Origin of the sequence: Cohnella mopanensis (assembly GCF_022352055.1) — a bacterium.
Classification (GTDB): Bacteria; Bacillota; Bacilli; order Paenibacillales; family Paenibacillaceae; genus Cohnella; species Cohnella mopanensis.
This window is the reverse complement of record NZ_JAKRWM010000004.1, coordinates 283,517-306,952: the sequence shown is the minus strand read 5'-3', so window position 1 is coordinate 306,952 and position 23,436 is coordinate 283,517. Positions and strand designations below refer to the sequence as shown.

The following is a 23,436-nucleotide window of genomic DNA, read 5'->3' as shown; positions in this document are numbered from 1 at the left end:
GAACAATGGTTAACGGCACGGGGTGCCGTTATTTCAGTGCCCCGTCTTCCGGTGCTCGTTCTCGTAGACGTCCGGACGGCGGTCATAGAAAGGCGCGACCGCGCCGTGAGCGCGGTTGTCGCGCAGTTGGCGGAAATCGGCTTCCGCCAATACCGTCATGTCCAGATTCAGCTCGCCGACCTGAATGATACCATCCGGCGAGAACGGCAAGTCGCATGGCGTGAACAATCCTGCCTGGCAGTAACCGGCATCCACCTGCGGACGATCCTCCGACAAGGCTCCCACTAGCCCGCTAAGCACGACGAACACCTGGTTCTCGACCGCTCTCGCCTGACAGCACAGCCGCACCCGATGGTACCCGAACGCGCTATCGGTATAGGAAGGACAGAGAATCATCTCCACGCCCCGAAGAGCCGCAGCCCGGGCCAGCTCGGGAAACTCGATATCGTAACAGGTCAAGATCGCCATCTTGCCCCACTCCGTCTCGAAGACGTTCAAGTCATTGCCAGCCGTCAGAGGCCAACGAATCTGTTCCTCCGGGGTCAAATGCACCTTACTCTGAGTCTCGACCCTACCGTCCGGGAAGAAGAGAAACGCTTTGTTCACGTATTCTTCTTCGTCTGTTCCCGTCGTCTCTTCATCCGCCTTGCAAATGTGAGTCCCGGCAAGGATCGCTATCCCCTCCGCCTCGCTTAACTGCCGAAAAAACCTCCTGTACTCCTCGGTTTTCAGGTCCAGAAAGTAGCACGCCTCATCATGAAGCATCGCTGGCTGAAGGCTCAGCAAATGCGCGGTTAAATATTCCGGAAATACGATCATTGCAGCGCCTTGCTCGGCTGCGTCGCGAACCTTCTCCGCGATTCCCGTCCAAAACTGTTCTTCCGTACGGATATCCGTAAGACCATACTGTGTCGTAGCGATCGTTAGCTTTTTCATAAGCACCTCTATCAGATTAGGAACGAATTTGCAAAGAATAAATATCCGTCCGGCGATCCCGAAACGATAATGCATCCTTGGATTTACGATACCGCTCCAGCGTTTCCATGTCTACCTCGGCCATGATGACCGTTTCGGTGTTCTCGCTGCATTCGCCCGCGATCCCGTCGCGAGGGAACGAGAAATCCGCCGGCGTATAAATCCCCGATTGCGCGTACTGTACGTCGACATTGTCTACGTGGGTTAAGTTCCCTACCGTCCCTGACGTAACGATATAGACTTGATTCTCGATGGCGCGAGCCTGAGCGCAATATTTAACCCGCAGGAACGTCTGCCGATCCTCCGCGCAGAAAGGCACGAAAATAATCTGGGCCCCTTCCTCCGCCACGATCCGCGACACTTCGGGATACTCGATATCGCTGCTGAGTTGAATCGATATTTTGCCGCAATCCGTATCGAACACTCCCAGCTCAGAGCCGCCGTTAATGCCCCACCACTTGCGCTCGTTCGGAGAGATATGAAGCTTGTATTGCTGCTCGATCGTCCCATCCCGCCGGAAGAGATGAGCCACATTGTATATGCGGTTGTTGTTCTCTATGAAATGGGAGCCGCCTACGATATTCACGTTATATTTGACCGCCAGCTCGGAGAATAGTTCCACGTACTGACTCGTATATGTGCTTAATTTTCGTACCGCCAAGCTAGGCGAGCGCTCATCCAGGAAGGAGAGTAGCTGCATCGTGAAATTTTCCGGGAAAACGGCGAAATCCGATTTGTAGTCCGAAGCTACGTCCACGTAATGCTCGCATTGGGTGGCGAATTCGTCGAAGGAATCGATTTTTTTCATCATATACTGAATGACGCAAATGCGGACTGGAAAAGACATTTTATAATGAGTTTTGTTGATGCTAGGCTTGTATTCGATATTATTCCATTCTAGCAAAGCCGCATAATTCTTGGAATCCGCGTCGTCGGACAAATAATTCGTAATGATCCGCTTCAGCGTAAAGCCGTTCATCATCTGGAAGGTCAGCACAGGATCGTAAATGTTCTGCTGCAGCACTTCCTCCGCATACTCTCTTGGCGACATTTTATCGCTATAGTGGTGGTACCCCGGAATACGGCCGCCTACGATGATGCTTTTCAGATTCATCTGCTCCGCTAGTCGCTTCCGCGCTTCATAAAGCCTTCTGCCGATCTTCATGCGCCGAAAGTCAGGATGTACCATCACTTCCATTCCGTATAAATTCCCGCCTCTTGGATTATGGTTGCGAATATAACCTTTGTCCGTAATTTCCGAATACGTATGCTGCTCCAAATAGTCGTCGAAATTCACGATCAGGCTGGAGCATGAGCCGATAATCTCGCCGTCCAGCTCCACGCAGATTTGCCCCTCGGGGAAAATGCGGATATGGCTCTCCAATTGATCTATCTTCCACGGTCCCATGTTCGGGAAACAAATATTTTGCAGCTCGATGAGCTTATCGAAATCCTTGCGTTCAATATTCCGGATAATGATCTTCTTCTCGAACTGGGATATTTGATCGGTTGTCATAAGAATAGACTCCTTTATAAGTACATTTAACTTTATTGTACCCATAAGTTTCATCCTCCTATTATCCCGTTGTAGTAAATATGTAATTTTTTCACTTTGTTTGGCGAACCGGCACTACCTTTGTCACCCGCACAGGGAGTAGTCCAACAATCTCGAATAAGGTAAAAAAGGCATACGAATGGAGTGATAGCCATGAATACGATGAAAACAAAAGATGCGGCAGTGCTGCTGGATATCAGCCAAACAACCGTCAAACGGTGGGCTTCGCAATTCCCCTCCGATTTTCACAAAGATCATCTGGGCCACTATGTGTTTACCGGCCCGCAGATCAATTTGCTTCTCTATATCAAGGATCGCATCGAACAGGGGACGACCTTGGATCAAATAAAGCTGCCCGTTAGCCCGAAAGTCGATTTGCTAGGTAAAACGGATATTCTCCCGATGCCCAGGGACGAGAAGGAATGGATGGTCAGAATAAATGAGGTCGAGCGCTCGTTGCAGCAGAAAGCCGATGAAGTCGTATCGGCGCAGGTGCTTCAACATCGAGCGGAGCTGGACGAGCTTCGCCAGATGGTCGCTCAGCTCGCTGCCAGCGTAGAGACGCTCCAAGAAAAAGGCGTCAAATCGGTCACCCCACGCGAAGAGTTTTGGTCTACAATGCCCACTATAGCCGCCGCTACTCCCCCGAAAAAGAGGGGGTTTTTCCGAACCTTTTTCTGAACGTGTCGATCTGACAAAAATATTTCAAATTCGACCGTTTTTTCGCTAACTTTTTCTCATCTGTTTCGTCTAATTCTATAACCAAAAAGAACAGATAGCGAAGTCGGTCCGCGCAGGCGGGGATGGGGATCTCTCCCGCGCGGACCATCCCCAAGCGCCTCTCGGTTTCTGGCTGGAAAGAGAAGCGGTGGAGGAACGGTTATGCGAAGACAACATGCAATCAAAAGGCGTGCCCTACTGGGCATGCTACTTATCATTCTTACTGTAGGATTATGCGGTTGCTCCAGCCTACAGCAGTGGGAAAGCAGCGAATTAATGGGACATGGGGTAGCGAATGCCGCTACGCCGACGGAAACAGCCTCGCCCGAAGCGACGGCTCCTTCTACGGAATCCCTAACACCTACGGAAACGGTCAAACAACCTCCGAAGACAGAGATTCCCCCGGAAGTAAACAAAACCGAAATCTATAAAAATCGCAAGCTTGTCGCCCTGACGTTCGATGACGGCCCCGACGGCAAGTATACGACGCAAATACTGGATATTCTGCACGAACGCAATGTGAAAGCGACTTTCTTCCTCGTCGGCCAGCAGGTCAACAAATATCCGGAAGTCGCCAAGCGTATCGTAGAGGATGGCCATTCCGTCGGCAATCACTCTTGGTCTCATCTGGATCTGACTAAGCAATCCTCGAAATCTCGCGACCAGGAAATCGACAAAACCCAGAAGGCCATCCTCGATGCCACCGGAGTGACTCCCGTACTCATGCGAGCCCCTTACGGCGCGATTTCGAAATCCGTGCTGGATTCCGTTCGGGGTCGCGATATGAAGCACGTCTACTGGACAGTCGACACCAAGGACTGGGCCGGAACTTCCGTCCAGACCATGTACAAGAACGTGATGGCCAATACCAATAAAGGTGGAGTCGTGCTCATGCATAGCTTCGGCGGACGCAAGCATGCGATCGAGCATACGATCAAGCTTCTCCCCCTCATCATCGATGACTTGCAAGCTAAAGGCTACGAGTTCGTAACGGTTGATGAGCTCATTGCATCGGGTCAGTCTCGCGCTTCCGTCATTAAGTAACAATGAAAATAGCTAGTCACTCCCTTAGATAGACAAGGGCCGTGACTAGCTATTCTTTTTTGTACACATAGACTCGGGTGCGGTACAGATCGCCGCAAGTGATCACCTTTGCCGGTTGCCACCCGGGGAGCGCGAAGCATACGCTGATTACGCTCGCTCCGGGTGCCAATTGTTCGCGGAAGATCGGACCTAACCGTTGCATGGCACCAGGATAGAGGTAACAGATGACTAAATCTGCCCGAGCGTAGGAATAGGAATAGATGTTGCCTTTACGGAAAGTAACCGCAACGCCGGAAGAGGCAGACCGTACTGATCGAGGCTTCGGATGAACGCCGAACGCCAGCCACGCCATAGCTTTCGACACCCACAGAGGAATCGGGGAATTCTCGATCCCGACTAGCCGAATTCCCTTGCACGAGCGCGCCACTTGAATTCCGAGCGTTCCCCACCCCGATCCGGCTTCCACGATCAATCCCAACCCGGCGAGTCTCTTTACCTCGGACACCACGACACGACTAACCCTCTTTGAGGTAGGCATCGGCGAAATCCCGTTCCGCCAGCTTACTATTACGATAGAGATCAAGACGCTCAGAACGATTAGGATCAACAAAAGCGTCATGGTTTCGTAGATTCCGAGATTCATGCTTGCCTCCAACTCATTCGCGAAAATACGGTAAACGCGTTAACAGCCGTTGTGCTGGAATTATAGCCTAAGAGGAGGAAGGAAGCCAGCTCGAAATTCAGTTCATCCCATCTACCTCATAAAAATACAAATTGACCCCTTTACATTAACGCAACGACAACGTTTACAATGGGAATACGGGGTGATTGACGTGCAAATCAAAGAAGTCGCCAATAAGCTGAACATTACGCCAAGAGCGGTACGTTTCTATGAACTTAAGGGTCTCCTATCACCCTCCAAGCAACCGGACAACCGTTACCGCACCTTCACCGAGCAGGACGTGTGGAGATTACAGACGATCGTCTCCCTCCGGGAAGCCGGGATGTCCTTGGCGGATATCAAGCAGGCTTTGGAAAAATGGGACGAGAACGATAGGGAAGAGCTGCAATACTACCTGGAGCTCCAAAGATCGGTCATGATGTCCGAGTGGCTGCAGATCAAACAAGTAATAGAGACGACCGACCATATGATCGATCTGCTCAAAGCCGAGCAATCATTGCCGCTAGACCATATTTTCTTGCTAGCCCAAGAGTCTCGTAAACTCAGGGAGCAACGAAGCAGCTGGAAGGATACGTGGGGATTCAACCAACTCGCTCCGACCCACGACGAACGGGTAGCTACCAATGCGGGCAACTATGCGGATTACGATCAAGCATTGGATCTCATCGTGCAGCGGGTTCAACCCGCTCGTAATGAACGGGGATTAGACATCGGGACTGGGACAGGTAATCTTGCGTCTCGATTAATGGAACGAGGAGCCGCCATGTCGGGTGTCGATCAGTCCAAAGAAATGCTGCGCTTGTGCCAGAAGAAACATCCCGCGCTGGAGACAAGAATCGGAAACTTCCTAGCGCTTCCCTACCTGGGAGAGCAGTTTGATTTCGTCGTATCCAGCTTTGCATTCCACCATCTCGCAGATGAACAGCAATGGCTCGCTTTGGATGAGATGCGCAGGGTGCTTAAACCCGGAGGACGCATCTGCATCGCCGATCTCATGGAATCGAATGAGAAACCTAGCGGTAAACAGGAGTACCCCTCCGTCCTAACGCTGACGGACTGGTTCGAGAAGCACGGTTACCGTACGACCATTCAACCTATGAACGAATGGCTTCATATTATTTACGCCTATAAGGAGGATCGCCATCATGCCTGATCACGATAGTATCTATAAGCAGGAAGCGTTGCAATATCACGAATTAATCGCTTGCCAACCGAACTTAAAAGAGGTTATCGAGGGAATCAGACCCAACGGAGGACTGGACATCGTTGACATGGGGGCAGGCACGGGAAGGCTTACGGCCTTACTCGCGCCTGAGGCCGGAACCATCGTCGCGCTTGATGCCTCCGAGGCTATGCTTCATGTGACGGCTAACCGACTGCGCGAAGCAGGTCTGACCAACTGGACGATTCAAGTAGCCGATCATCGCCAGCTCCCGCTTCCCGATCAAAGCGCAGACCTTATCGTCTCGGGATGGAGTATCAGTTACTTAACCAATACGGACGTCACGGATTGGGCAAACAACTTAGACAAGATCATCTCCGAGATCAAACGCGTGCTTCGCCCCGGGGGAACGGTCATTATTTTCGAAACGTTGGGCACGGGCCATGAATCTCCATCCGCTCCCGATTTCCTGCGGCCTTATTATGCCAAGCTAGTCGAAACCTACGGCTTCTCCCACCGCTGGATCCGAACGGACTACTCCTTCGACGATGTGCAACAGGCCGAGCGGTTGGCCCGCTTCTTCTTCGGCGATGAACTCGCCGCAAGAGTCGTCGAGCAACAGCTTGTCCGTTTACCCGAATGCGCTGGCGTTTGGTGGCTTCAGTTGTAATACGAATGAGAAAAAGGAGCCTCCCCATATCGAGATAGGGGAAGCTCCTTATTGATCTTGTATAACGGAACAATCAATAACTGTAAAAATACAGTTAATATCTTAAGCAGTTAGCCACGCCAAATTCGAACAACCGCGCCGTCTTCGCGGACGGCAGTCGAACCGTCAACGCCCCGCTCTCGTCGTTCCAGCTCCAGTCGGTATTTACGCCCTGCGGATAAGCGCAGCGAACGTTCGTCTGCAGACCGGCAAGCTGCGCGAGCGGCAGTCGCACCTCCGCTTCGTCTCCGCCGATTCTCCATACCGCCAAGTAAACGCGATCCTGATGGCGGAGGCCAAAGCTCACCCAATCGTCCTGTTGCGTAGGTAACCCAAGCGGCCAGAAAGGAAGCGCCTCGCGAATATCCTGCCGGATCGTCTTGTAATAATCGAGCGCTTCCTTGACCAATTCTCTGCGCCGCGGACTTAATTCCGCCAAGTGGCCGCTCTGATGCACGCGAAGAAGCAACGCGTTCACCATGTTGAAGATAACTTCCTCGTCATCGCCCTCCCGCAGAGGGTACGACCATATCGCGGATTGTTCAGGCGTCAGCGCCGCCGGAGAGCTTGCCGCGATGGCTGCGTAGTTAACATAATCCTCTTGGTCGCTCGTAGACTGTATGCTATGACGGCTCAGCATGGCGTAATCCATCCTCATGCCGCCGCTCGAACAATTCTCGATGACCAAATCCGGATAACGCTGGAAGATTCCGTCGAGCCAAGCCAAGTAGGCCCGATTATGCTGAAGCAATCCATCCCCAACGCTATCGGAGGCAGCTTCGGTTCCGATGCCGGCATTGATGTTGTAATCCATCTTAATATAGCCGACTCCGTAATCTTCGACCAGCCGGCGGATGACTTCGTTCGAATGGGCGATGACCGCTGGATTGCGGTAATCGAGCTGATAGCGACTGCGATCCTTCACCCGTACGCCATGCCTCATGAAGAACCAGCTATCATCCGCATCCGCCAGCTTCGGACTGTTAATGCCCATGACTTCAAGCTCCAGCCATAAGCCCGGAATCATCCCCTTGCCGCGAATATAGTCGAGCACGTATTTAATCCCTTCCGGGAATCTCTCCGCCGATGGCAGCCATTCCCCGACTCCGTCCCACCATTCGCCCGGCGCATACCAGCCTGCATCGATGCAGAAATACTCGCAGCCCACCTCTGCCGCGGCATCGATCAACGGCAGAAGCTTAGCCGTCGTCGGCGATCCCCACAAGCAATTCATGTAATCGTTGAAAATAACCCGAAGCTCGCGATTGTCGGCGTTGTCCCTGCGGATTCGGCGTCTGTAGGTCGTCAACTGCGCGATAGCTTGTTCGAATCCGCCGCTTACTGCGCCGACGGCCACCGGGACGGAGACGAATTCCTCTCCGGGCTGAAGCTTTTTCCACCAATGGTTATCATGTTCGGTCGGACCGCTGATCAGCAATGTCAGCAGATCGACTTGATCGATGATTTCCCAATGCCAAGAACCGTTATGTTCGATTTGCCAGAAAAGGCTCGAGCCCGCTTCCTTATTCTCCAGCACCGCCATCGGAATATGCTCCGATGCGGACCAAGAGCCGGTATTGCTGCAGGACACTCGCTTCGATCCCCTATCAATGACATGTGACAACCCAAGCTCGGGAAGCTTGTACGTTCTCCATTGCAGCTCGCTTTGCCAGCCGTTATGGGCGAGGGAAATTTCCATCTTCTCATCGCGATCCTCGATGCCTTCCTTGTCCAAACCGGTTAAGGCAAACGAAGAAACATACTCCACTCCTACCGGCTCCGCGCCCGAGTTCTTAAGCACGGTCCAGCAACGAACCGTTTGAACGCCGTCATAGAACTGAAAGTGTTGTGCCGCCTGCAGCCCGGTCACCGGATCGTTCAGGAACAGTTCGAACTTGCGTCCCGTCTCGTTACGGGTATCGATATGCCATTCATAGACCATCCGTAAGCCCGGGTAGGTTGCCCGATGCGTCCGACCATGATATTCCGCGCGATCTTCCCCGGTTAATTGCAGCTCCATTAGGCGGAATCCCGCCTTTTGATCTTCTTTGACGACGTCCGGTGCCATCGGCTCCGCTCCAAAATGAAGCAATCTGACGTCTCCCGCATCCGTAATCTCAAACCGCAAATGAAGCCCGTTTTCCGATATTTCAATAGCTTTGCTCAACTCGGTCACTTCCTTCCTGTCTCATCCATCCTAACAAACAAAGCCTCCAACCCCACGGTTAGGTGGTATTGGAGGCTGGGTTGGGTTTCTTATTCAGCAGAACCGAATTGGATCCATGCTTTCTGAATTTCATCGACCGCTTGGTCTTTTGTTTTGCTGCCGCCAATGTAGGCCTGCATCAATTCGCCGAACTTCTGGTGGAAAGTATCGAGCGAGTAGTTTACGGACAGGTCTCCGGATTTCTCCGTTTTCAAGATTTCTTCCATTTGCTTAGGCATATCCAGATCCGGCATTGGAGCATCTTTGATCGGAGGAATAACTTTCGCTACCGTAGAGAACCACGATTTGCCGTAGTCCGAAGTATACAGCCAGTTAAAGAACTCGATCGTTTCTTTAGCTACTTTGGAATCTTTGTTGATGCGCAAAGCTTGATCCGCACCCGTGATAATTTGGGATTGCTCGGCTTTATCGCTAACCGGATATCCTGCGATGCCCAGTTGGAAATCAGGGTTGATTTTCTTGATCGCTTCTTCGTCCCATGCGCCTTTACCGGTCATGAATGCCGCTTTGCCGGAAGCAAAGTCGCTTACTTCAGCATTGCTATCGCGCTCAAGCGGTTTGTCTGTTCCGTGTTTAACCGTTTGGTCGATAAAGCTGAAGAAGTTATTGTACAGAACCGGGTGGTCTTTGAAAGTTGTTTCGCCTGCGATGAATTGATCGACAAGCTCTTTCGGAGTGATGTTCGCATCTTGTGCAGCAGCGTCAACGAAGTGTTGCGCGATATGTTTCCATACCCACCACTCTTTGTACGCGTTAGCGAATGGCGTAATGCCTTTGGCTTCCAGCTTAGTGATCGCGTCAGCAAGCTCAGCAGTTGTCTTAGGCGGGTTCGCGATCCCTGCATCGGCTAGCAATTTCTTGTTGTACATGAGCACGAACAGGTTTCCTTTGATCGGAAGTCCGAGAACCTTGCCGTCAGTGGAGCTCATGTTCGAACGAACCGCATCCGTCATAGCCGCAGCAAGCGGCTCATTCGTTAAGTCCGCGCTGTATTCAGCGAAAGTATCGATATCTCCGCCAGCCGTCGTCTGGAATACATCCGGCGTAGTGCCGGCTGCGATTCTCGATTTCAGAACCGTATTGTAGTCGGCTTGCATGATCTCTAAGTTAATCGTTACGTTAGGCTTAACTTTCTTATATTCGGCGATATAAGCATTGAAAGCGTCCGTGTATTCAGGAGAGGCAGTGAACATGTTAATCGTGACCGCTTTAGAGGAATCGCCACCTTCCGGCGTCCCGGTTGCACCGCCATTGTTGGCAGCGTTATTGTTGTTGCCGCATGCAGCAAGTATTCCCACCATTAGCACCAAACTAATGGACACAGCGCTAAATCTTTTTAACATTGTATTGCCCCCGTTTCATTTGTTGAAATTCGACTACGATGCCTATTCTAAATAAAAACCCGGAGGATAAGAATGTACATTAGTGAAGAGTTAAGGGTAAAAAAGTGGTCGAATGCGGCTTGTTCACTTTTTATCCATTCGTCTGCGTATCCCGATACTCCGTCGGCGACACGGAATAGTAATTGCGGAAAGCTTTGCTAAAGTAGTTCTTATCTTTATAGCCGAGCATCGCGGAGATGTCTTGTATTTTCAAGGTCGGATCGTCTAGCAGCAGCTTGGCCTTGTCCATTCTCACCTTCTGTACATACTCGTGAATGCCGACTCCGAACTGCAGCTTGAAGAGCTTCATCAAGTATTCCCTGCTTAAATAGTATTTCTCCGTGAAGAGAGAAATTTTGATGTCCTCGAAGTAATGGTTGTCGATATACGCCTTAATATCCCCGACATCGAACGGTCGGTTGGCCGTTAACGAACCGCGTATTTCATTCCCGTAGTAATCCAACAGGCGAAGGAGCAACTTCTCGTACTGATCGAAATTCGCGAAATCCGCTCCGATCCCGATATCCCGCAGGGAGTTTTGACCGCTGATCGGCAATCTTTCGGGCGCCACCTTCAGATCTATAGCCATATCGTTCATCAGAATGACGAATTCCTGCAAAGCCCGGTCCGCTTCGCCGATGCTGAACATTTCTCCCGTTCTCCACTTCATGACGTAATCGTCTAGAATGCTCTTGGCATGCGACAAATTCCCATTCTCCAAGGCGCCCCGAATAAGCGGGATTCGGCCAATAAGCGAATGGTTATCCGAACTCAGGTTTATTTCCGGGACGTTATTCACGACGACTGCCTTATTCAATTTGAGCAAATCGATTCCGTTAATGGCCGTCTTAGCGGATTCATAAGAGAAAGAGAGCTTCATTACATCGTCGCAAATTTCGCCTATCCCGACGGCTACGAGCGTACCGAACAGCTCGTCCAACGTTACGACGACCCTCTTCATCTGATGAACGGAACGGAAAACCATGTCCTCCCGATAACCGCCTTTCATCGTAAAGACGGTTATCATCTCTCGCTCCAGCTTCGGATTGGCGAAGCTGAAGATTTGATAATCATCTCCCGTGATCTCGTTGATAACATTCGAGATCGCGAAATGCAGCAGGTCCACATCTTTGTTAAACCGGGTATCGCTAATCTCCTCTAAGTTAAGCACCCGAATGACGACCACGGAAAAGCGGTTCGCTGGATTGTCCGCACCGATTAAGGGGAGCATCGCATCGCTTAATGGATTTTTGTTGCTTCGTTCGATAATCGAGAGATAAATTTTTTCTTTCAGCTTGGGCAAAGACATATTCAGCGTAATGTTCTTGCTGATGGATTCACTCTCCATCTTCCGCTTGGCCTGTAACACATTAATTGCCTTCAATAGCGCTTGGTTCAGATCCGTCCGATTGACCGGCTTCAGCAAGTAATCCACCACTTTGGAACGTATAGCCTGTCTCGTATATTCGAAATCGTTGTATCCGCTGATGACGATCGTCAATAAATCGGGATAGTCCCGCTCGATAATCTGCAGCAGCTCCATTCCGTTGAGCTCCGGCATCTTCATATCGACGATGGCCAGATCGATTCGGTGCTCCGCCAGCATCGCCAATCCCATTTGCCCGTTCGTCGCTTCGAGGACCTGCCCGACTCCTAATCCATCCCAATCGCCCAATATGCGGATGGCTTCACGCAAAGGTTCTTCGTCATCAATAATTAGAACGTTAACCATCATAGCCACTCCCCCGCGGTAACCGCATTTCCATTTGCGTCCCCGATTGATCCGTCCGTATGCGCAACTCGGCGCCTTCTCCGTAAAGCAGCTTCAAGCGAGTGTTCAAGTTAACCAATCCAATGCTTTCGTTATCTTGATTCCGCTCTTCCCAGTCGCTTCGGAAAGATTGCAATACGGCTTCGAGCTTGCCTTTCTCGAATCCGGGCCCATCGTCATGGACGATAATGACGTATTGGCTTAACTCCATACGCGCCGATATCGTGATCGTTACCGGACTCGATACGATCTCCAGAGCGTGCTTGATCGAATTCTCGACGAGCGTCTGAATAGACAGCTTCGGAAGCTTTACATCCATAAGCGTTTCGTCCCAATCATACTGAATCTGCAACCGATCGCCAAACCGGGCCTTCTGCAATGCCAAATAGCGTTCGATATGCTTCAGCTCTTCCCTGGCGAATACGACATCTTTGCCGCTGATGCAATATCGGAGCGTCAACGCAAGCGCATCAATCATCTCCGCGATGTCGTAACGGTCATTCTTCAACGCTTTGGTAGAAATCGCCTGCAGCGCATTGTAAAGAAAGTGCGGATTGATCTCGGCTTCCAAAGCTTTAAGGATCGCGTTTTTCTCGACTAGCTTCATTTTGTACCGTTCATTGATCAAATCATTCGTTCTCTTTACCATTTGGTTAAAATGCCGGGAAAGATACGCGATCTCGTCCCGCCCCTTTACCTGCGCCACCGCCTCGAAATCCCCGGAGCTGAAGCGGCTCATCTGATGGGATAGCTTCTTGAGCGGCCTTGTGATGGCGTTCGAAGTAAAAGTGACGAGCACGACGGATATCAGAAGGAATATAAAGCCGATCATGAAGCTTAAATTCCGGGTCGTCGTCGCCGCTTCGTATATTTGCTTGTAAGGAATCGGCTTGATCAGCTTCCAGCCCATCGTTTTCCCTACGTCATAGACGACAAGGTCCTTGCGGTCGCCTTGCACCCATGTTACTCGACCCGCAGGGTTGATCTTGAGCTGTTCAATGAATCCGGCTTTTTTCGTAGCATCGTAGTAATCCAGATCATCGGTATAGAAAACCTCGTCGTCCGGGTCTAGAAACAACAGATGCTGTCCCTCGTTGAACGGGACGTCCTTGAGTATATCGTTGACCGCCGACTTATCGAAGTAGAACGAAAGCACCGCTTGCGGTTTGCGGGTTACGATCGTTCGCAGAACCCTGTGATACGCAATGAAGCTGCCACTCGTATCGATGGCATAACCGGTCGCTGGCGCCGCACCGATTAAAGATTGAAACAGGCTGCTCGTGGGACTTTCTAATACATCCTTGTACCACGGCAAACTCCCCATATCCGGAATAGAACCCGTGCGTACCGTGATGTTATAATTCTCCTTCGAAATGGAATAATACTTCTGCCTATCGACCAGATAGAGGCAGATCGTGTTCAGATCCTTGCGGGAAAAATACAAATTACGCAAATAATCCTCCAAATACATTCTGGAAGAATAATCGTTTTTCTCGTGAACAAGAGCATAATTCAACTCATCATACTTGATTTGCGGCAATGATAATTGCTCGATGCCTTCCAAGTACCCTTCCAAGTTCTGATTGACCAAGAGTAAGTTATTCGTCGTGCTGGAGATGCTATTATCGACCGATTCCTTCTGTAAAATCTGATACGAAATAATGGTCAGAGACGCCACGACAAGAATAATGATCGAGGTAAACAACAGAATAAGCTTGTTCACCAATCTCCTCGAAATTCGTTCGTACAGGGAAGCCGCCGATCTGACTAACCTTCTGATTAATTGCTTTAAGTTGTGCATCTGTCTCCGAGCCACCTCATTCCGTTCACCTTTTTACCCTTAAATGATTTCTTAAATCCATTTTTTGCGGCAAAAAGACTGTTTTATAATACTCAGTATAGTAGATACCCTACCGTCATGTCCTATCGGGGCAACTAAATGGGACTAAGAGAGGTGCTTATATGTTTAAAAAGTTAGGAAGAAAATGGAGCGAAAAGCTTGAGTTCGGCGTCTTCACTTTGCCGGTGCTTATCTGTATCGCCATTGCCTTCTATATTCCCTTTGCCATGACCATTCGATACTCGTTGTTGAAATGGAACGGGATATCCAAACATCCGAAGTTCATCGGGCTGGACAACTTCAAGCAAATTTTCATGGGTGATGCCAACTTTACGAGTGCGGCATGGTTCACCGTGAAATATGCGATTCTGTACATCGTTCTCGTCAACGTGCTCGCGATCGGGCTGGCCGTCATTCTAGACATGAAGCTCAAGAGCTCCACGTGGCTGAGAACCGCTTTTTTCATTCCATACATCTTAAGTCTCGTTATTGTCGGATTCATCTGGAAGTTCATCTTCATGCAAGGCTTCGAATCGCTCGGGGCTAGCACGGGGTGGGGAATATTCAAGCTGAGTTGGCTAGGGGAACCCGGGCTCGCGTTCATATCCATCGTGCTCGTCTCCATCTGGCAATCCATCGGGTTCTACATGGTTATCTACATTGCCGGCTTGCAGTCGGTGCCCGAAGATTTGAAGGAAGCGGCAACCGTCGACGGAGCAGGCCCGTTCCGCCGGTTTATCAGCATCACGCTGCCGCTGCTTGCGCCATCGATTACGATATCCGTATTCATGGCTTTAACCAACTCCATCAAAGTTTTCGACGTGATCCTCTCCTTGACGGGCGGCGGTCCCGGCGGAACAACCTATAGCGTCGCTTACGATATCTACAGAGATACGTTCCAGAACAATATGTTCGGATACGGTACGGCCAAAGCGCTTATCCTGTTCGTAGCCGTATTGATCGTAACTCTAATTCAACTGACGCTCTTCAAAAGAAGGGAGGTCGAAGCCTAATGAAAAGCAGCAGAGCAGGGCGCATCGCACTCGAAATCGTCATGGTGCTTCTCTCGATCCTCTTCCTGTATCCGCTGTTCTTGGCGATTAACAACTCGCTCAAGAGTTTCAGCGAAGTGATGAGCGATGTTGTCGCTCTTCCGAAGCAGTTGGCTTTCGAGAACTATTCCTATGTATGGTCGTTCATTAACTATCCGCGGCTGTTCCTGAACAATACGATTATTACGGTAGTCGGGCTAGCGGGTATTATCCTCGTCTCTTCGATTGCTGCCTATAAGCTATCTAGGACGAAAAGCCGGTTTAGCGCCGTCTTGTACGTGATCTGCATAATGCCGATGTTGATCCCTTTCCAGTCGATCATGTTGACCGTGCTTCGTCTGGCTCAGGACATCCATCTCAACAACAGCACATGGGGACTCGGTTTGCTTTACTGGGGCTTCGGCGCTCCCCTCGCGGTATTCATCTATCACGGCTTCGTGAAGGGAATACCTAAGGAAATCGACGAGAGCGCGACGATCGACGGAGCATCCGGATTCCGCTTGTTCTTCAGCGTCATCTTCCCGCTCCTTAAGTCGGTTACGACTACGATCATCATTATCGACGTCATGTGGATTTGGAATGACTTCCTGCTCCCGCTCTTGATGGTCAACGGCTCGCCGTCCACGAAGACGCTGACGCTCGCTGCCTACACGTTCGTAGGCCAATACACGTCGGACTGGCAATATGCGATGACTGCCATGGTCATGGCCGTGCTGCCATCCATCATCGTGTTCATCTTCTTGCAGAAGTTCATCGTGAAAGGCGTCGTCGCCGGCGCTGTAAAAGGTTAAAAAAACAAAAACAGGTCGCATCCAAGGGAAACCCTCTCCTGATGCGACCTGTTTTTGCATTTGCGCTTAAGCTACTCGGAAACAATTTTGTCCAGCGTAATATCCCGACGTTTGCTCAGATCGATGTATTCTCCCTCGACCTCCACGATCGGCCGGATGGGGTCCTGAGCGCTCACCATGACGATTTTCCCCTCTCTTCCATCCGACAACACCACCTCGTTGCCGATCAGAATATCCATGATTCTCTTGAGAAAACTTAGCGTAATGGCCGGCTCCAGCGTTCCGTAAACATTGTCCGACAACTCCTTCAGAACCTGATAGAGCGGCAGCGCGCTTTTATATACCCTCTTGGACACCATCGCGTGAAACACGTCGGCTACAGCGACAATCTTGCTGTATACGTCGATTTGGTTCGCCTTCAGGCCGAACGGATAACCGCTCCCGTCTTCGCGCTCATGGTGCTGAAGCGCCACGTAAGCATGGCGCTCGGGCAAGCCAACCGAGTTTCTCAAGATCTCGAAGCCGTGTAGCGTATGCTCCTTCACGATGGCGAACTCTTCTTCCGTCAACTTGCCCGGTTTGTTCAGAATCGCGCTAGGAACGCGGGATTTCCCGATATCGTGGAGGAAACCCGCCGTCATCAGCTCCAGCGTTTGCTGATCGTCGAAGCCCCGCGCCTTGCCGATCAGCTTAGACAGCAGAGCCACGGCAATGCTATGCCGATAGACGTACTCGTCATGAACTTCAAGGTAAAATAGAATTTGATTCAGATTCGGGTGAGTGCTCATGGCAAGGATCATAGGTATGATCTTGCTCTGCACGTCCTTATAGGGAATCCGATCCGTCTGCTTGGCAAAAGCGAACAACTCGCGAACTTCCCGGATCGTTGATTCAATGAGATGGGTTAGCTGAACCGGCTCGACATCCTGATCGGACAACGTCACTCCCTGCCGATTAAGTAATTGAACTTCCCTGTCCGTCAGCACGCGCATATTCGGGACGATTAGAGTACCCTGGTCGTTATAAATATTTTTGTTAACCCGCATTCCTATGTATACTTTCTGTCGCGAAAGCGGCATATTCACCCCACCAAGCATTTTTCTTTATATGAATTTTGTTCTCGAAATGAACCTTTATCCGTTTCTCTTCAGTATTTGAATGTCGAAAGTAACCTGATCAATGGGCTCGAAAAAATCCTTGCAGTATTTCCCGATACACACTCTGCCCGAATACATTTTATGCACTTGGACTTTACGTTTGGCTTTCAGGACGGAGATAGCCCCTGTCTGCCCGCCGATGATTTTCGCCAGAATACTGTCGCCAGCTTCGAGCCGGGAGCCTCTGCAGATCGAATGGCTGGAATGAAAAACGATGTTTCTGGCCGAGAATAGCTCACAAAGCAACACGCCATCGCGATGGACCACAATATCCCCGTTCGATTTCAATTCGCTGTTCTGGCTCTGGCTTATACTGATCTCCACGTTCTCTTCCTGCATCCTGGCCACTTCTTTGTGGGTATCCTGCAACAAGGCGAGAAAGCTCTGAACATATTCGTAAGTCGCCGACTCGATTAGCTTGGTAGGCTTCGAGAAAATATTCGACAGATCCTTCAGCTTCTCGTATTCCGATTGCTTAATATGCTGAATATTGGAGATGACCACGTGAAGCTCTTTAATAGTCGGTACGATCTCTTTCATCTTCGTTTCCAAGAGAAGCTGGACGATCTGCCCGTAGCGCACGCTTTGCCTCTTAGCCTCCAAAGCTTGCTCCAGCATTCTGGAAGCCGCCAGCAGCTTCTCGATATAGTCGCAAAGCAGCTTCGAAGTATGATAGAGACGGTTGAACAACACGCCAAAATAACCCGAATATAGCTTGCTGGCAACAACATTGCCCCTCACGTTGATGCTTCCCGTAGCCGTAATCGTTGAATTAAACACATTGCCGTATATGTAAACGTTGCCCAACGACTCGATAATCATATTGTCCGTCACATCGCCGTAGACGACAACGTCGCCCGAGAAGACGATGTTCCCGGTAGCGATTTCCACGTTGCCGGAGACGACATACGCGGTAGACACGTCGAACGTTTTAATTTTGCCGCCAGTAACTCTTGGTCTTCCTTGCGCTTTGGCGATGACGACTCCGTCGGACGTCAATTCCACGGTTGGCTTTCCCATGATGAAGATATCCTTCGGCGGAGTGGGCAACGTTAGATTCCCGAGGACGTCGTAGCCGGCCACCCCCTCCTGCATCGGAATTTTCCGTGCCATGACCTCGTCCTTCTGCACGGTGGGAATCCGCAGGTGATTGCGATAATCGATCGAGCCCTCTACTTCGAAAAATTCGCTCGTTACCTGCTGAGGGAAGTAGATTTCGAGCTTGGCATCCTGTCCGTCCACTGGCTCTTTGCCACTCGCTACGACAATCGGCTTATACGTCGGTTCCAGCAGTTCTCGCTGAATGGCCGCGAATTCGATTCTCGCTTTGACCGACTTTGCTTCAAGCTCGGAAATAACGTCCGCAAGTTGTACCGTCTTCAGTACAAGTTTCTCGTCATCCTGCGCCCTTACGATAACACGCTGAGCGGGACCCGCATCGACGAGCGTGGTCGCATAGCGCTCTATCGCATGTACAAGCAAGTATGCGAACATCTTGTCTTCGCTTATCGTGATCTCAAACAAGGGCAGCTCTTCAACCTTCCAAGTAACCCGATCCGCAGCCTTGACCGGAGACTCGCAAAGCACCTCCTCATCGTTGACGTACAGCTTGACTGGGCTCATCGGATAGATGACGGCGCGCTCCCCGCCTCCCGTCGGGTCCTGGACGGAAATCTGCTGATTGCGAATACGAATCGTTCCGGCCTGCTTACTCGGCGGGTCGTCGAGCTCCCCTTCCGCCAACTCGTTGTCGCGATCGATGTTCAATTGATGAATCAGCGTTCGTAACTCTGACTCGGTGATCTGTTTCTTCAAAATCTACACCTCTCGAGGAGAAATTCTGCAAACAATAAAAAAGACACCTTCCGAATGGAAGATGCCTAACGCCCCATTCGGCAGCTTGGCGACCATAGAACTTCAGTTCCTTAGGCCCATAGCTTTGCGTCCCTTTTTTTCAAAAGGTTTGCCTTTTCGTGCATGCGTGTCGTTGATGTATGAAAAATGCTGTTATTTATGTGAAAAAATGTGCCTTTATACACAAACGATTCAAATTTATTATAAGACTATAGTCTCACTTTTTACAAGAAGTTTATCGACAACCGCCATTTTCTCTACAATAAGCCCGATTTAATGGGGCTACAGCTTCACGATCCAGCCGAACGGATCGTCGATGATGCCGCGCTGCATGCCGGTCATGAAATCGTACACTCTCGAGGAGAGGGGACCGGTTTGACCGCCGTTCAGCGTCAGCTTGTCGCCTTGCCAGTTCAACTCTCCGATCGGAGATATGACGGCTGCCGTACCCGTTCCGAACGCTTCCTCCAACGTGCCGTTCTGGTAAGCTTCCACCAACTCGTCTATGGAGATCGTTTTCTCCTCGACTTCAATGTTCCAGTGCTTGAGCACCCGGATGACCGAATCCCGGGTTACGCCGTCCAATATGCTCCCGTTGAGCGCAGGCGTGATGACCTTGCCCCCGACCTTGAAGAACACGTTCATGCTGCCGACTTCCTCGATGTATTTCCGATGAACGCCGTCCAACCACAGCACTTGCGAATACCCTTTTTCGGTAGCTTCTTGCTGCGCTTTAAGTCCTGCCGCATAATTCCCACCGGTCTTGGCATTGCCAACCCCGCCGGTAACGGCTCGGACATATTCCGACTCCACGTATATGCTGACCGGATTAATTCCTTCTTCGTAGTAAGAACCGACCGGCGACAAAATGATCATGAAATAATATTTCTCGGACGGCGATACGCCCAATGTCGCTTGCGTAGAGATGACAAAAGGACGGATATACAGAGATGTCCCTTGCTCGGAAGGAATCCAATCCTCATCCACTCTGATCAGCTGCTTCAGCGCTTCCATGACCAAATCCTCGTCTAGGGAAGGGATGCTTAGGCGGGCATTCGAGCGATTAAGACGCTGCAGGTTCTTGAAGGGACGGAACATCAGAACCGGACCTTCCGGCGTTTTATACGCTTTCATTCCTTCGAATACGGTTTGTCCATAATGGAACACTTTGGCTGCCGGATCTAACGAGATCGGCTGATAAGGAACGATCCGAGGGTCATGCCACCCCATACCCGCATCGTAATCCATGATGAACATGTGATCGGTGAAATACTTACCAAAGCTGAGTTTTGACGTTTCCGGCTTTTGCTTGGGAGCAGAGGTACGCTCTACTGTTATCTTGAGGCCCATTCGAACATCTTCTCCTTACTATTTTCGCTTATAGTTGAATGATAGCAGAGCATTAAGTATATTGATAATATCTGTTTTGTCGGTTATCCATACCTTTAAGGTATGGAAGCGAAGGGAGCCATTACTCGAATGGACATGCGCCAACTGCGTTACTTCCTGGCTATCGCGAACGAGGGGCAAATTACCCGCGCGGCGAAGCAGCTGAACATGGAGCAACCCCCGTTAAGCCGTCAGCTTAAGCTCATGGAGCAAGAGCTCGGCGTAGTGCTGTTCGATCGCAACGGGAAGCAATTACAGCTTACTCAAGCCGGAGAGCTTCTTCGTCAGAGAGCGATCTCTCTCTTGAATCAGTTCGATGAGACCATCACCTACGTTCAAGAGCTAGGCGAAGGTGTTCAAGGCGTGCTCTCCATCGGAGCCGTCGTCTCTTGTATTTCCTTATTGCCCCCGGCCATACGACAGTTCACGATGAACTATCCGCAAGTCACCTTCAAAATCCAAGAAGGAGACCATTTCCTGTTAGGCGAGCTACTCGAAAGCCGCGATCTGGAGCTAATCGTGACGCGCCTGCCTTTTCAATCCGATTTTCAATCGCAGCACTATTCCGTATTGCCTCTGCCTTCCGACCCGTTCGTCGCTTTGCTTCCGAGCGAATGGTGCGATTCGGCAAACCAACGAACGATTACCCTTCAGGAGCTGGCCCGCTTTCCATTCCTTACGCTTAAGACCGATAGGACGACGGGAATGCACGATCGAGTGTTCCACGAATTCAAGCAGCATGGCTTGGAGCCCCGAATTATTAGCGAGTGCTCCAGTGTATCCATTACCGCATCGCTCGTCGCCTCCGGGATCGGGGTTGCCATTTTGCCTGAATCGGTTATGAGCTCCTTCGCTTCCCCCCACATTAAGCAATTAACGATTGCGAACGCCGAATTCCAAAGCGATGTCGGGATTATCTGGCTGAGGGATCGTCACCTCTCGAAGACCGCCCGCCATTTCATGGACATGTTCGTCGGCTAACCTTCGCTTCTCCGGTTCACGATGTCTCGCCTTCCGAAGACAGGTATAGATTTCTATACTTGGCGGGCGTGACTCCTTCCTTCTTCCGAAAAGTGGCGACGAAATGACTAACATCGTTAAAGCCCGTTCGCGCGGCAACCTCTTTCAATGGGAGATTCGGGTTCGTGATCATAATATGCTTGGATTCCCGAATCCGCAGTTGGATAAGGAAAGAATACGGGCTCATCCCGAACGCTTGCTGGAATAGCTCGCTTAAATACGAAACGCTCATCCCGGCATGCTCTGCCATTTCGGACAGTCCGATGTTATTCGAATAGTTTCTTTTTAACCATTGGACGACCGGGCGAACTTTATCGAAGGTTTGGGACAAGGACGGCCGATCGTTACGCATGCCGAACTTCTTGAGCATAATTAGAAAATGATATAGCTCCTTGGACGATTCGAGCCTGGAAAACTCGGAATCCACATCGACCTTCTGCAGCATGAGCCCTATTAAGTCCGATATCGATAGCTGAGTATCGGTATATACGGCGGACATGTTCATATCCAAGGAATCCAGAATCGGATCGACTGCCGCCCCGCCGAACGTAATATAGACGGTCGACCACTGGTCCGATGCCGGAAAATAGGAATGCGGCGTAAACGGCGTCAGCAATACCCCTTTACCGGGAGTCATCGCAATGCGCTCACCCGAATGAATGAACACTCCTTCTCCTCTTACCGTTTGAAGCCAATGAAAGTAAGGATACCCCTCCGGCCTTGTAAATATAAGCTCCCATGCGCTATAACCGATGCTCTCTATATATACGGGGAGAGAACGTTCCAGAGAGGTAAACACGAATCTCTTATTCTCGTTGTCCCAGTTCATCCTGTCCCTCATCCCGTCATTCGGATAGTCATGCTCAACCTAATTATAATAATCTTTCCTCCGGTTGAACATTCGCAGAGGTTGTCGGACGAGAAAAGAAGCCCCCTTGTTGGAAGCTTCCCTCGTAACAATCTATTCATCCTTGAAAACACGCAGCGAATCCAATTTATTCCCCGCATAATCGAACATCGTCAGATTGGACCAGTTGTTCTCGTGTTCCACGGACCACTGCGATTTAGATGGAATCCAGCACGGTTCCCAGTAGTAGATGCCGATGCCTCGATTGTCCGGCGTGGACTTAATCATATCCATAAGCGTCCGAAGAAAAGCCTCTTGCCCTTCCGGACTCGCAGGGTAACCCGGACACAGCCAATCTTCCGTATTGAAAATAAGGGACTTATCGTCCGGAGGCGTCATCGTCCATGGGTATGCCACTTCGACGACGACGATATCCTTGCCGTATCGGCTGGCCAGGTCATCGAGGTTTTCCTTCAATTGATCCAGCGTGCCATGCCACCAGGAATAGTACGAGAGTCCGATAATATCGAAATCGACGCCTAACTTGAATAACCGGTCGTAGAAATAACGGCTTCCTTCATTATCGCCACCCCGGTCGACGTGGATCATGACCGGAACCTTCTCCCCCTCATCCAACGCTTCGTTCAACCCAGAGATTCCGGCTTGGACCAATTCTGCAAGATTGCGCCATTGCTGATCCGTGTTCCACTCTCCGTCCACGCGCCCGTCCATCCATATCATTCCGTTCGTGATCTCATTACCGATCTGGATCATGTCCGGCAGCGTTCCTTGCTCTTTCAACTCCGCGATCACGTTCCGCGTGAACTCTCTAACGGCTGAGGCAAGCTCGGGGAAAGACAGCCCTTCCCAGGCCTTCGGTTTGAATTGTTTGCCCGGATCGGCCCAGTAGTCGGAATAGTGGAAATCGAGTAGGAAGTGCATTCCCTTCTTCTTAATCCGCTTTGCCATCTCTTTTGTTTTTTTCAAATTGACGTAATCGTACTTCGGTTCATTCCATAGTCGCAGCCTTGCCGAGTTCACGCCATTCTCTTGCAGAATATCGAGTACGTCCCGCTTTTGCCCATTATCGTAATAGGCGCCGCCCGCCGTCTCTATCTCATCCACGAATGAAATATCCATCCCTTTAAGAAAAGTCTTTTCTATCGTCATCGTTCTCACTCTCTCCCATTCTAGTTGGCAAGGAACCGGCTCCGCCGATCTTTGCTGCCAGCTTCCCCCCCAAGTATAGATGAGCTAAA

The 23,436-nt window shown here is 50.6% G+C and carries 19 protein-coding genes and 1 riboswitch; of the genes, 7 read left to right on the top strand and 12 right to left on the bottom strand.

What is annotated here, in order from left to right:
- Positions 1-33: 33 nt before the first annotated feature.
- Together L3D05_RS08740 and L3D05_RS08735 are read right to left on the bottom strand one after the other, a co-directional pair.
- Positions 34-936: a nitrilase-related carbon-nitrogen hydrolase gene (locus tag L3D05_RS08740; RefSeq protein WP_239615646.1), complete on the bottom strand. Its 903-nt coding sequence runs from the start codon at positions 934-936 to the stop codon at positions 34-36.
- Positions 937-952: 16 nt separating this feature from the next.
- The gene (locus tag L3D05_RS08735; protein WP_239615645.1) at positions 953-2,491 is read right to left on the bottom strand and encodes a bifunctional GNAT family N-acetyltransferase/carbon-nitrogen hydrolase family protein; all 1,539 of its coding nucleotides are present in this window, start codon (positions 2,489-2,491) and stop codon (positions 953-955) included.
- 192 nt (positions 2,492-2,683) lie between these two features.
- On the opposite strand from L3D05_RS08735, the gene L3D05_RS08730 reads away from it, so the two are divergent.
- Together L3D05_RS08730 and L3D05_RS08725 are read left to right on the top strand one after the other, a co-directional pair.
- Positions 2,684-3,211 carry a MerR family transcriptional regulator gene (locus tag L3D05_RS08730; RefSeq protein ID WP_239615644.1) on the top strand — a complete coding sequence of 176 codons (528 nt, stop codon included), beginning with the start codon at positions 2,684-2,686 and terminating at the stop codon, positions 3,209-3,211.
- A gap of 201 nt (positions 3,212-3,412) precedes the next feature.
- Positions 3,413-4,294 (top strand): polysaccharide deacetylase family protein, encoded by an 882-nt coding sequence (locus L3D05_RS08725; RefSeq protein WP_239615643.1) that lies wholly within the window; start codon positions 3,413-3,415, stop codon positions 4,292-4,294.
- A gap of 49 nt (positions 4,295-4,343) precedes the next feature.
- On the opposite strand, the gene L3D05_RS08720 is transcribed toward L3D05_RS08725, so the two are convergent.
- Complete coding sequence (locus tag L3D05_RS08720) at positions 4,344-4,937, bottom strand: class I SAM-dependent methyltransferase (RefSeq protein WP_239615642.1); 594 nt, start codon at positions 4,935-4,937, stop codon at positions 4,344-4,346.
- A gap of 190 nt (positions 4,938-5,127) precedes the next feature.
- On the opposite strand from L3D05_RS08720, the gene L3D05_RS08715 reads away from it, so the two are divergent.
- Together L3D05_RS08715 and L3D05_RS08710 are read left to right on the top strand one after the other, a co-directional pair.
- Positions 5,128-6,129 (top strand): MerR family transcriptional regulator, encoded by a 1,002-nt coding sequence (locus L3D05_RS08715; protein WP_239615641.1) that lies wholly within the window; start codon positions 5,128-5,130, stop codon positions 6,127-6,129.
- Positions 6,122-6,808, top strand: coding sequence for a class I SAM-dependent methyltransferase (locus L3D05_RS08710; RefSeq protein WP_239615640.1), 687 nt, complete (start codon positions 6,122-6,124; stop codon positions 6,806-6,808). Before L3D05_RS08715 ends, L3D05_RS08710 begins: the two co-directional genes overlap by 8 nt.
- A 94-nt stretch (positions 6,809-6,902) precedes the next feature.
- Here L3D05_RS08710 and L3D05_RS08705 read toward each other — a convergent pair whose 3' ends face one another.
- The 4 genes from L3D05_RS08705 to L3D05_RS08690 form a co-directional block, all read right to left on the bottom strand.
- The gene (locus tag L3D05_RS08705; RefSeq protein WP_239615639.1) at positions 6,903-9,014 is read right to left on the bottom strand and encodes a glycoside hydrolase family 36 protein; all 2,112 of its coding nucleotides are present in this window, start codon (positions 9,012-9,014) and stop codon (positions 6,903-6,905) included.
- An 89-nt stretch (positions 9,015-9,103) separates the two neighbouring features.
- Positions 9,104-10,417 (bottom strand): ABC transporter substrate-binding protein, encoded by a 1,314-nt coding sequence (locus L3D05_RS08700; protein WP_239615638.1) that lies wholly within the window; start codon positions 10,415-10,417, stop codon positions 9,104-9,106.
- A gap of 130 nt (positions 10,418-10,547) precedes the next feature.
- On the bottom strand, positions 10,548-12,188 hold the full coding sequence (locus tag L3D05_RS08695) for a response regulator transcription factor (protein WP_239615945.1): 1,641 nt from the start codon (positions 12,186-12,188) through the stop codon (positions 10,548-10,550).
- Complete coding sequence (locus L3D05_RS08690; RefSeq protein WP_239615637.1) at positions 12,181-14,028, bottom strand: sensor histidine kinase; 1,848 nt, start codon at positions 14,026-14,028, stop codon at positions 12,181-12,183. Before L3D05_RS08690 ends, L3D05_RS08695 begins: the two co-directional genes overlap by 8 nt.
- Before the next feature lie 161 nt (positions 14,029-14,189).
- Between L3D05_RS08690 and L3D05_RS08685 the strand changes: the two genes are divergently transcribed.
- Positions 14,190-15,080 carry a carbohydrate ABC transporter permease gene (locus L3D05_RS08685; RefSeq protein WP_239615636.1) on the top strand — a complete coding sequence of 297 codons (891 nt, stop codon included), beginning with the start codon at positions 14,190-14,192 and terminating at the stop codon, positions 15,078-15,080.
- Positions 15,080-15,910 (top strand): carbohydrate ABC transporter permease, encoded by an 831-nt coding sequence (locus L3D05_RS08680; protein WP_239615635.1) that lies wholly within the window; start codon positions 15,080-15,082, stop codon positions 15,908-15,910. Before L3D05_RS08685 ends, L3D05_RS08680 begins: the two co-directional genes overlap by 1 nt.
- A 71-nt stretch (positions 15,911-15,981) precedes the next feature.
- Here the strand turns inward: L3D05_RS08680 and L3D05_RS08675 are convergent, their stop codons facing one another.
- From L3D05_RS08675 to L3D05_RS08665, 3 genes are all read right to left on the bottom strand, one after another.
- The gene (locus L3D05_RS08675) at positions 15,982-16,989 is read right to left on the bottom strand and encodes an HD-GYP domain-containing protein (protein WP_239615634.1); all 1,008 of its coding nucleotides are present in this window, start codon (positions 16,987-16,989) and stop codon (positions 15,982-15,984) included.
- A 54-nt stretch (positions 16,990-17,043) separates the two neighbouring features.
- Positions 17,044-18,882, bottom strand: coding sequence for a FapA family protein (locus L3D05_RS08670; RefSeq protein ID WP_239615633.1), 1,839 nt, complete (start codon positions 18,880-18,882; stop codon positions 17,044-17,046).
- A 76-nt stretch (positions 18,883-18,958) separates the two neighbouring features.
- A riboswitch (cyclic di-GMP riboswitch) is annotated at positions 18,959-19,045 on the bottom strand.
- Positions 19,046-19,203: 158 nt separating this feature from the next.
- Entirely contained in the window at positions 19,204-20,271 is a 1,068-nt protein-coding gene (locus tag L3D05_RS08665; RefSeq protein ID WP_239615632.1) for a branched-chain amino acid aminotransferase, read from the bottom strand.
- Positions 20,272-20,400: 129 nt separating this feature from the next.
- On the opposite strand from L3D05_RS08665, the gene L3D05_RS08660 reads away from it, so the two are divergent.
- Entirely contained in the window at positions 20,401-21,291 is an 891-nt protein-coding gene (locus L3D05_RS08660; protein ID WP_239615631.1) for a LysR family transcriptional regulator, read from the top strand.
- A gap of 16 nt (positions 21,292-21,307) precedes the next feature.
- On the opposite strand, the gene L3D05_RS08655 is transcribed toward L3D05_RS08660, so the two are convergent.
- Both L3D05_RS08655 and L3D05_RS08650 read right to left on the bottom strand, forming a co-directional pair.
- A complete protein-coding gene (locus tag L3D05_RS08655; RefSeq protein WP_239615630.1) occupies positions 21,308-22,159 on the bottom strand; it encodes an AraC family transcriptional regulator in 852 nt (283 codons plus the stop codon).
- 132 nt (positions 22,160-22,291) lie between these two features.
- Positions 22,292-23,347, bottom strand: coding sequence for a glycoside hydrolase family 53 protein (locus tag L3D05_RS08650; RefSeq protein ID WP_239615629.1), 1,056 nt, complete (start codon positions 23,345-23,347; stop codon positions 22,292-22,294).
- Between the last annotated feature and the right edge of the window lie 89 nt (positions 23,348-23,436).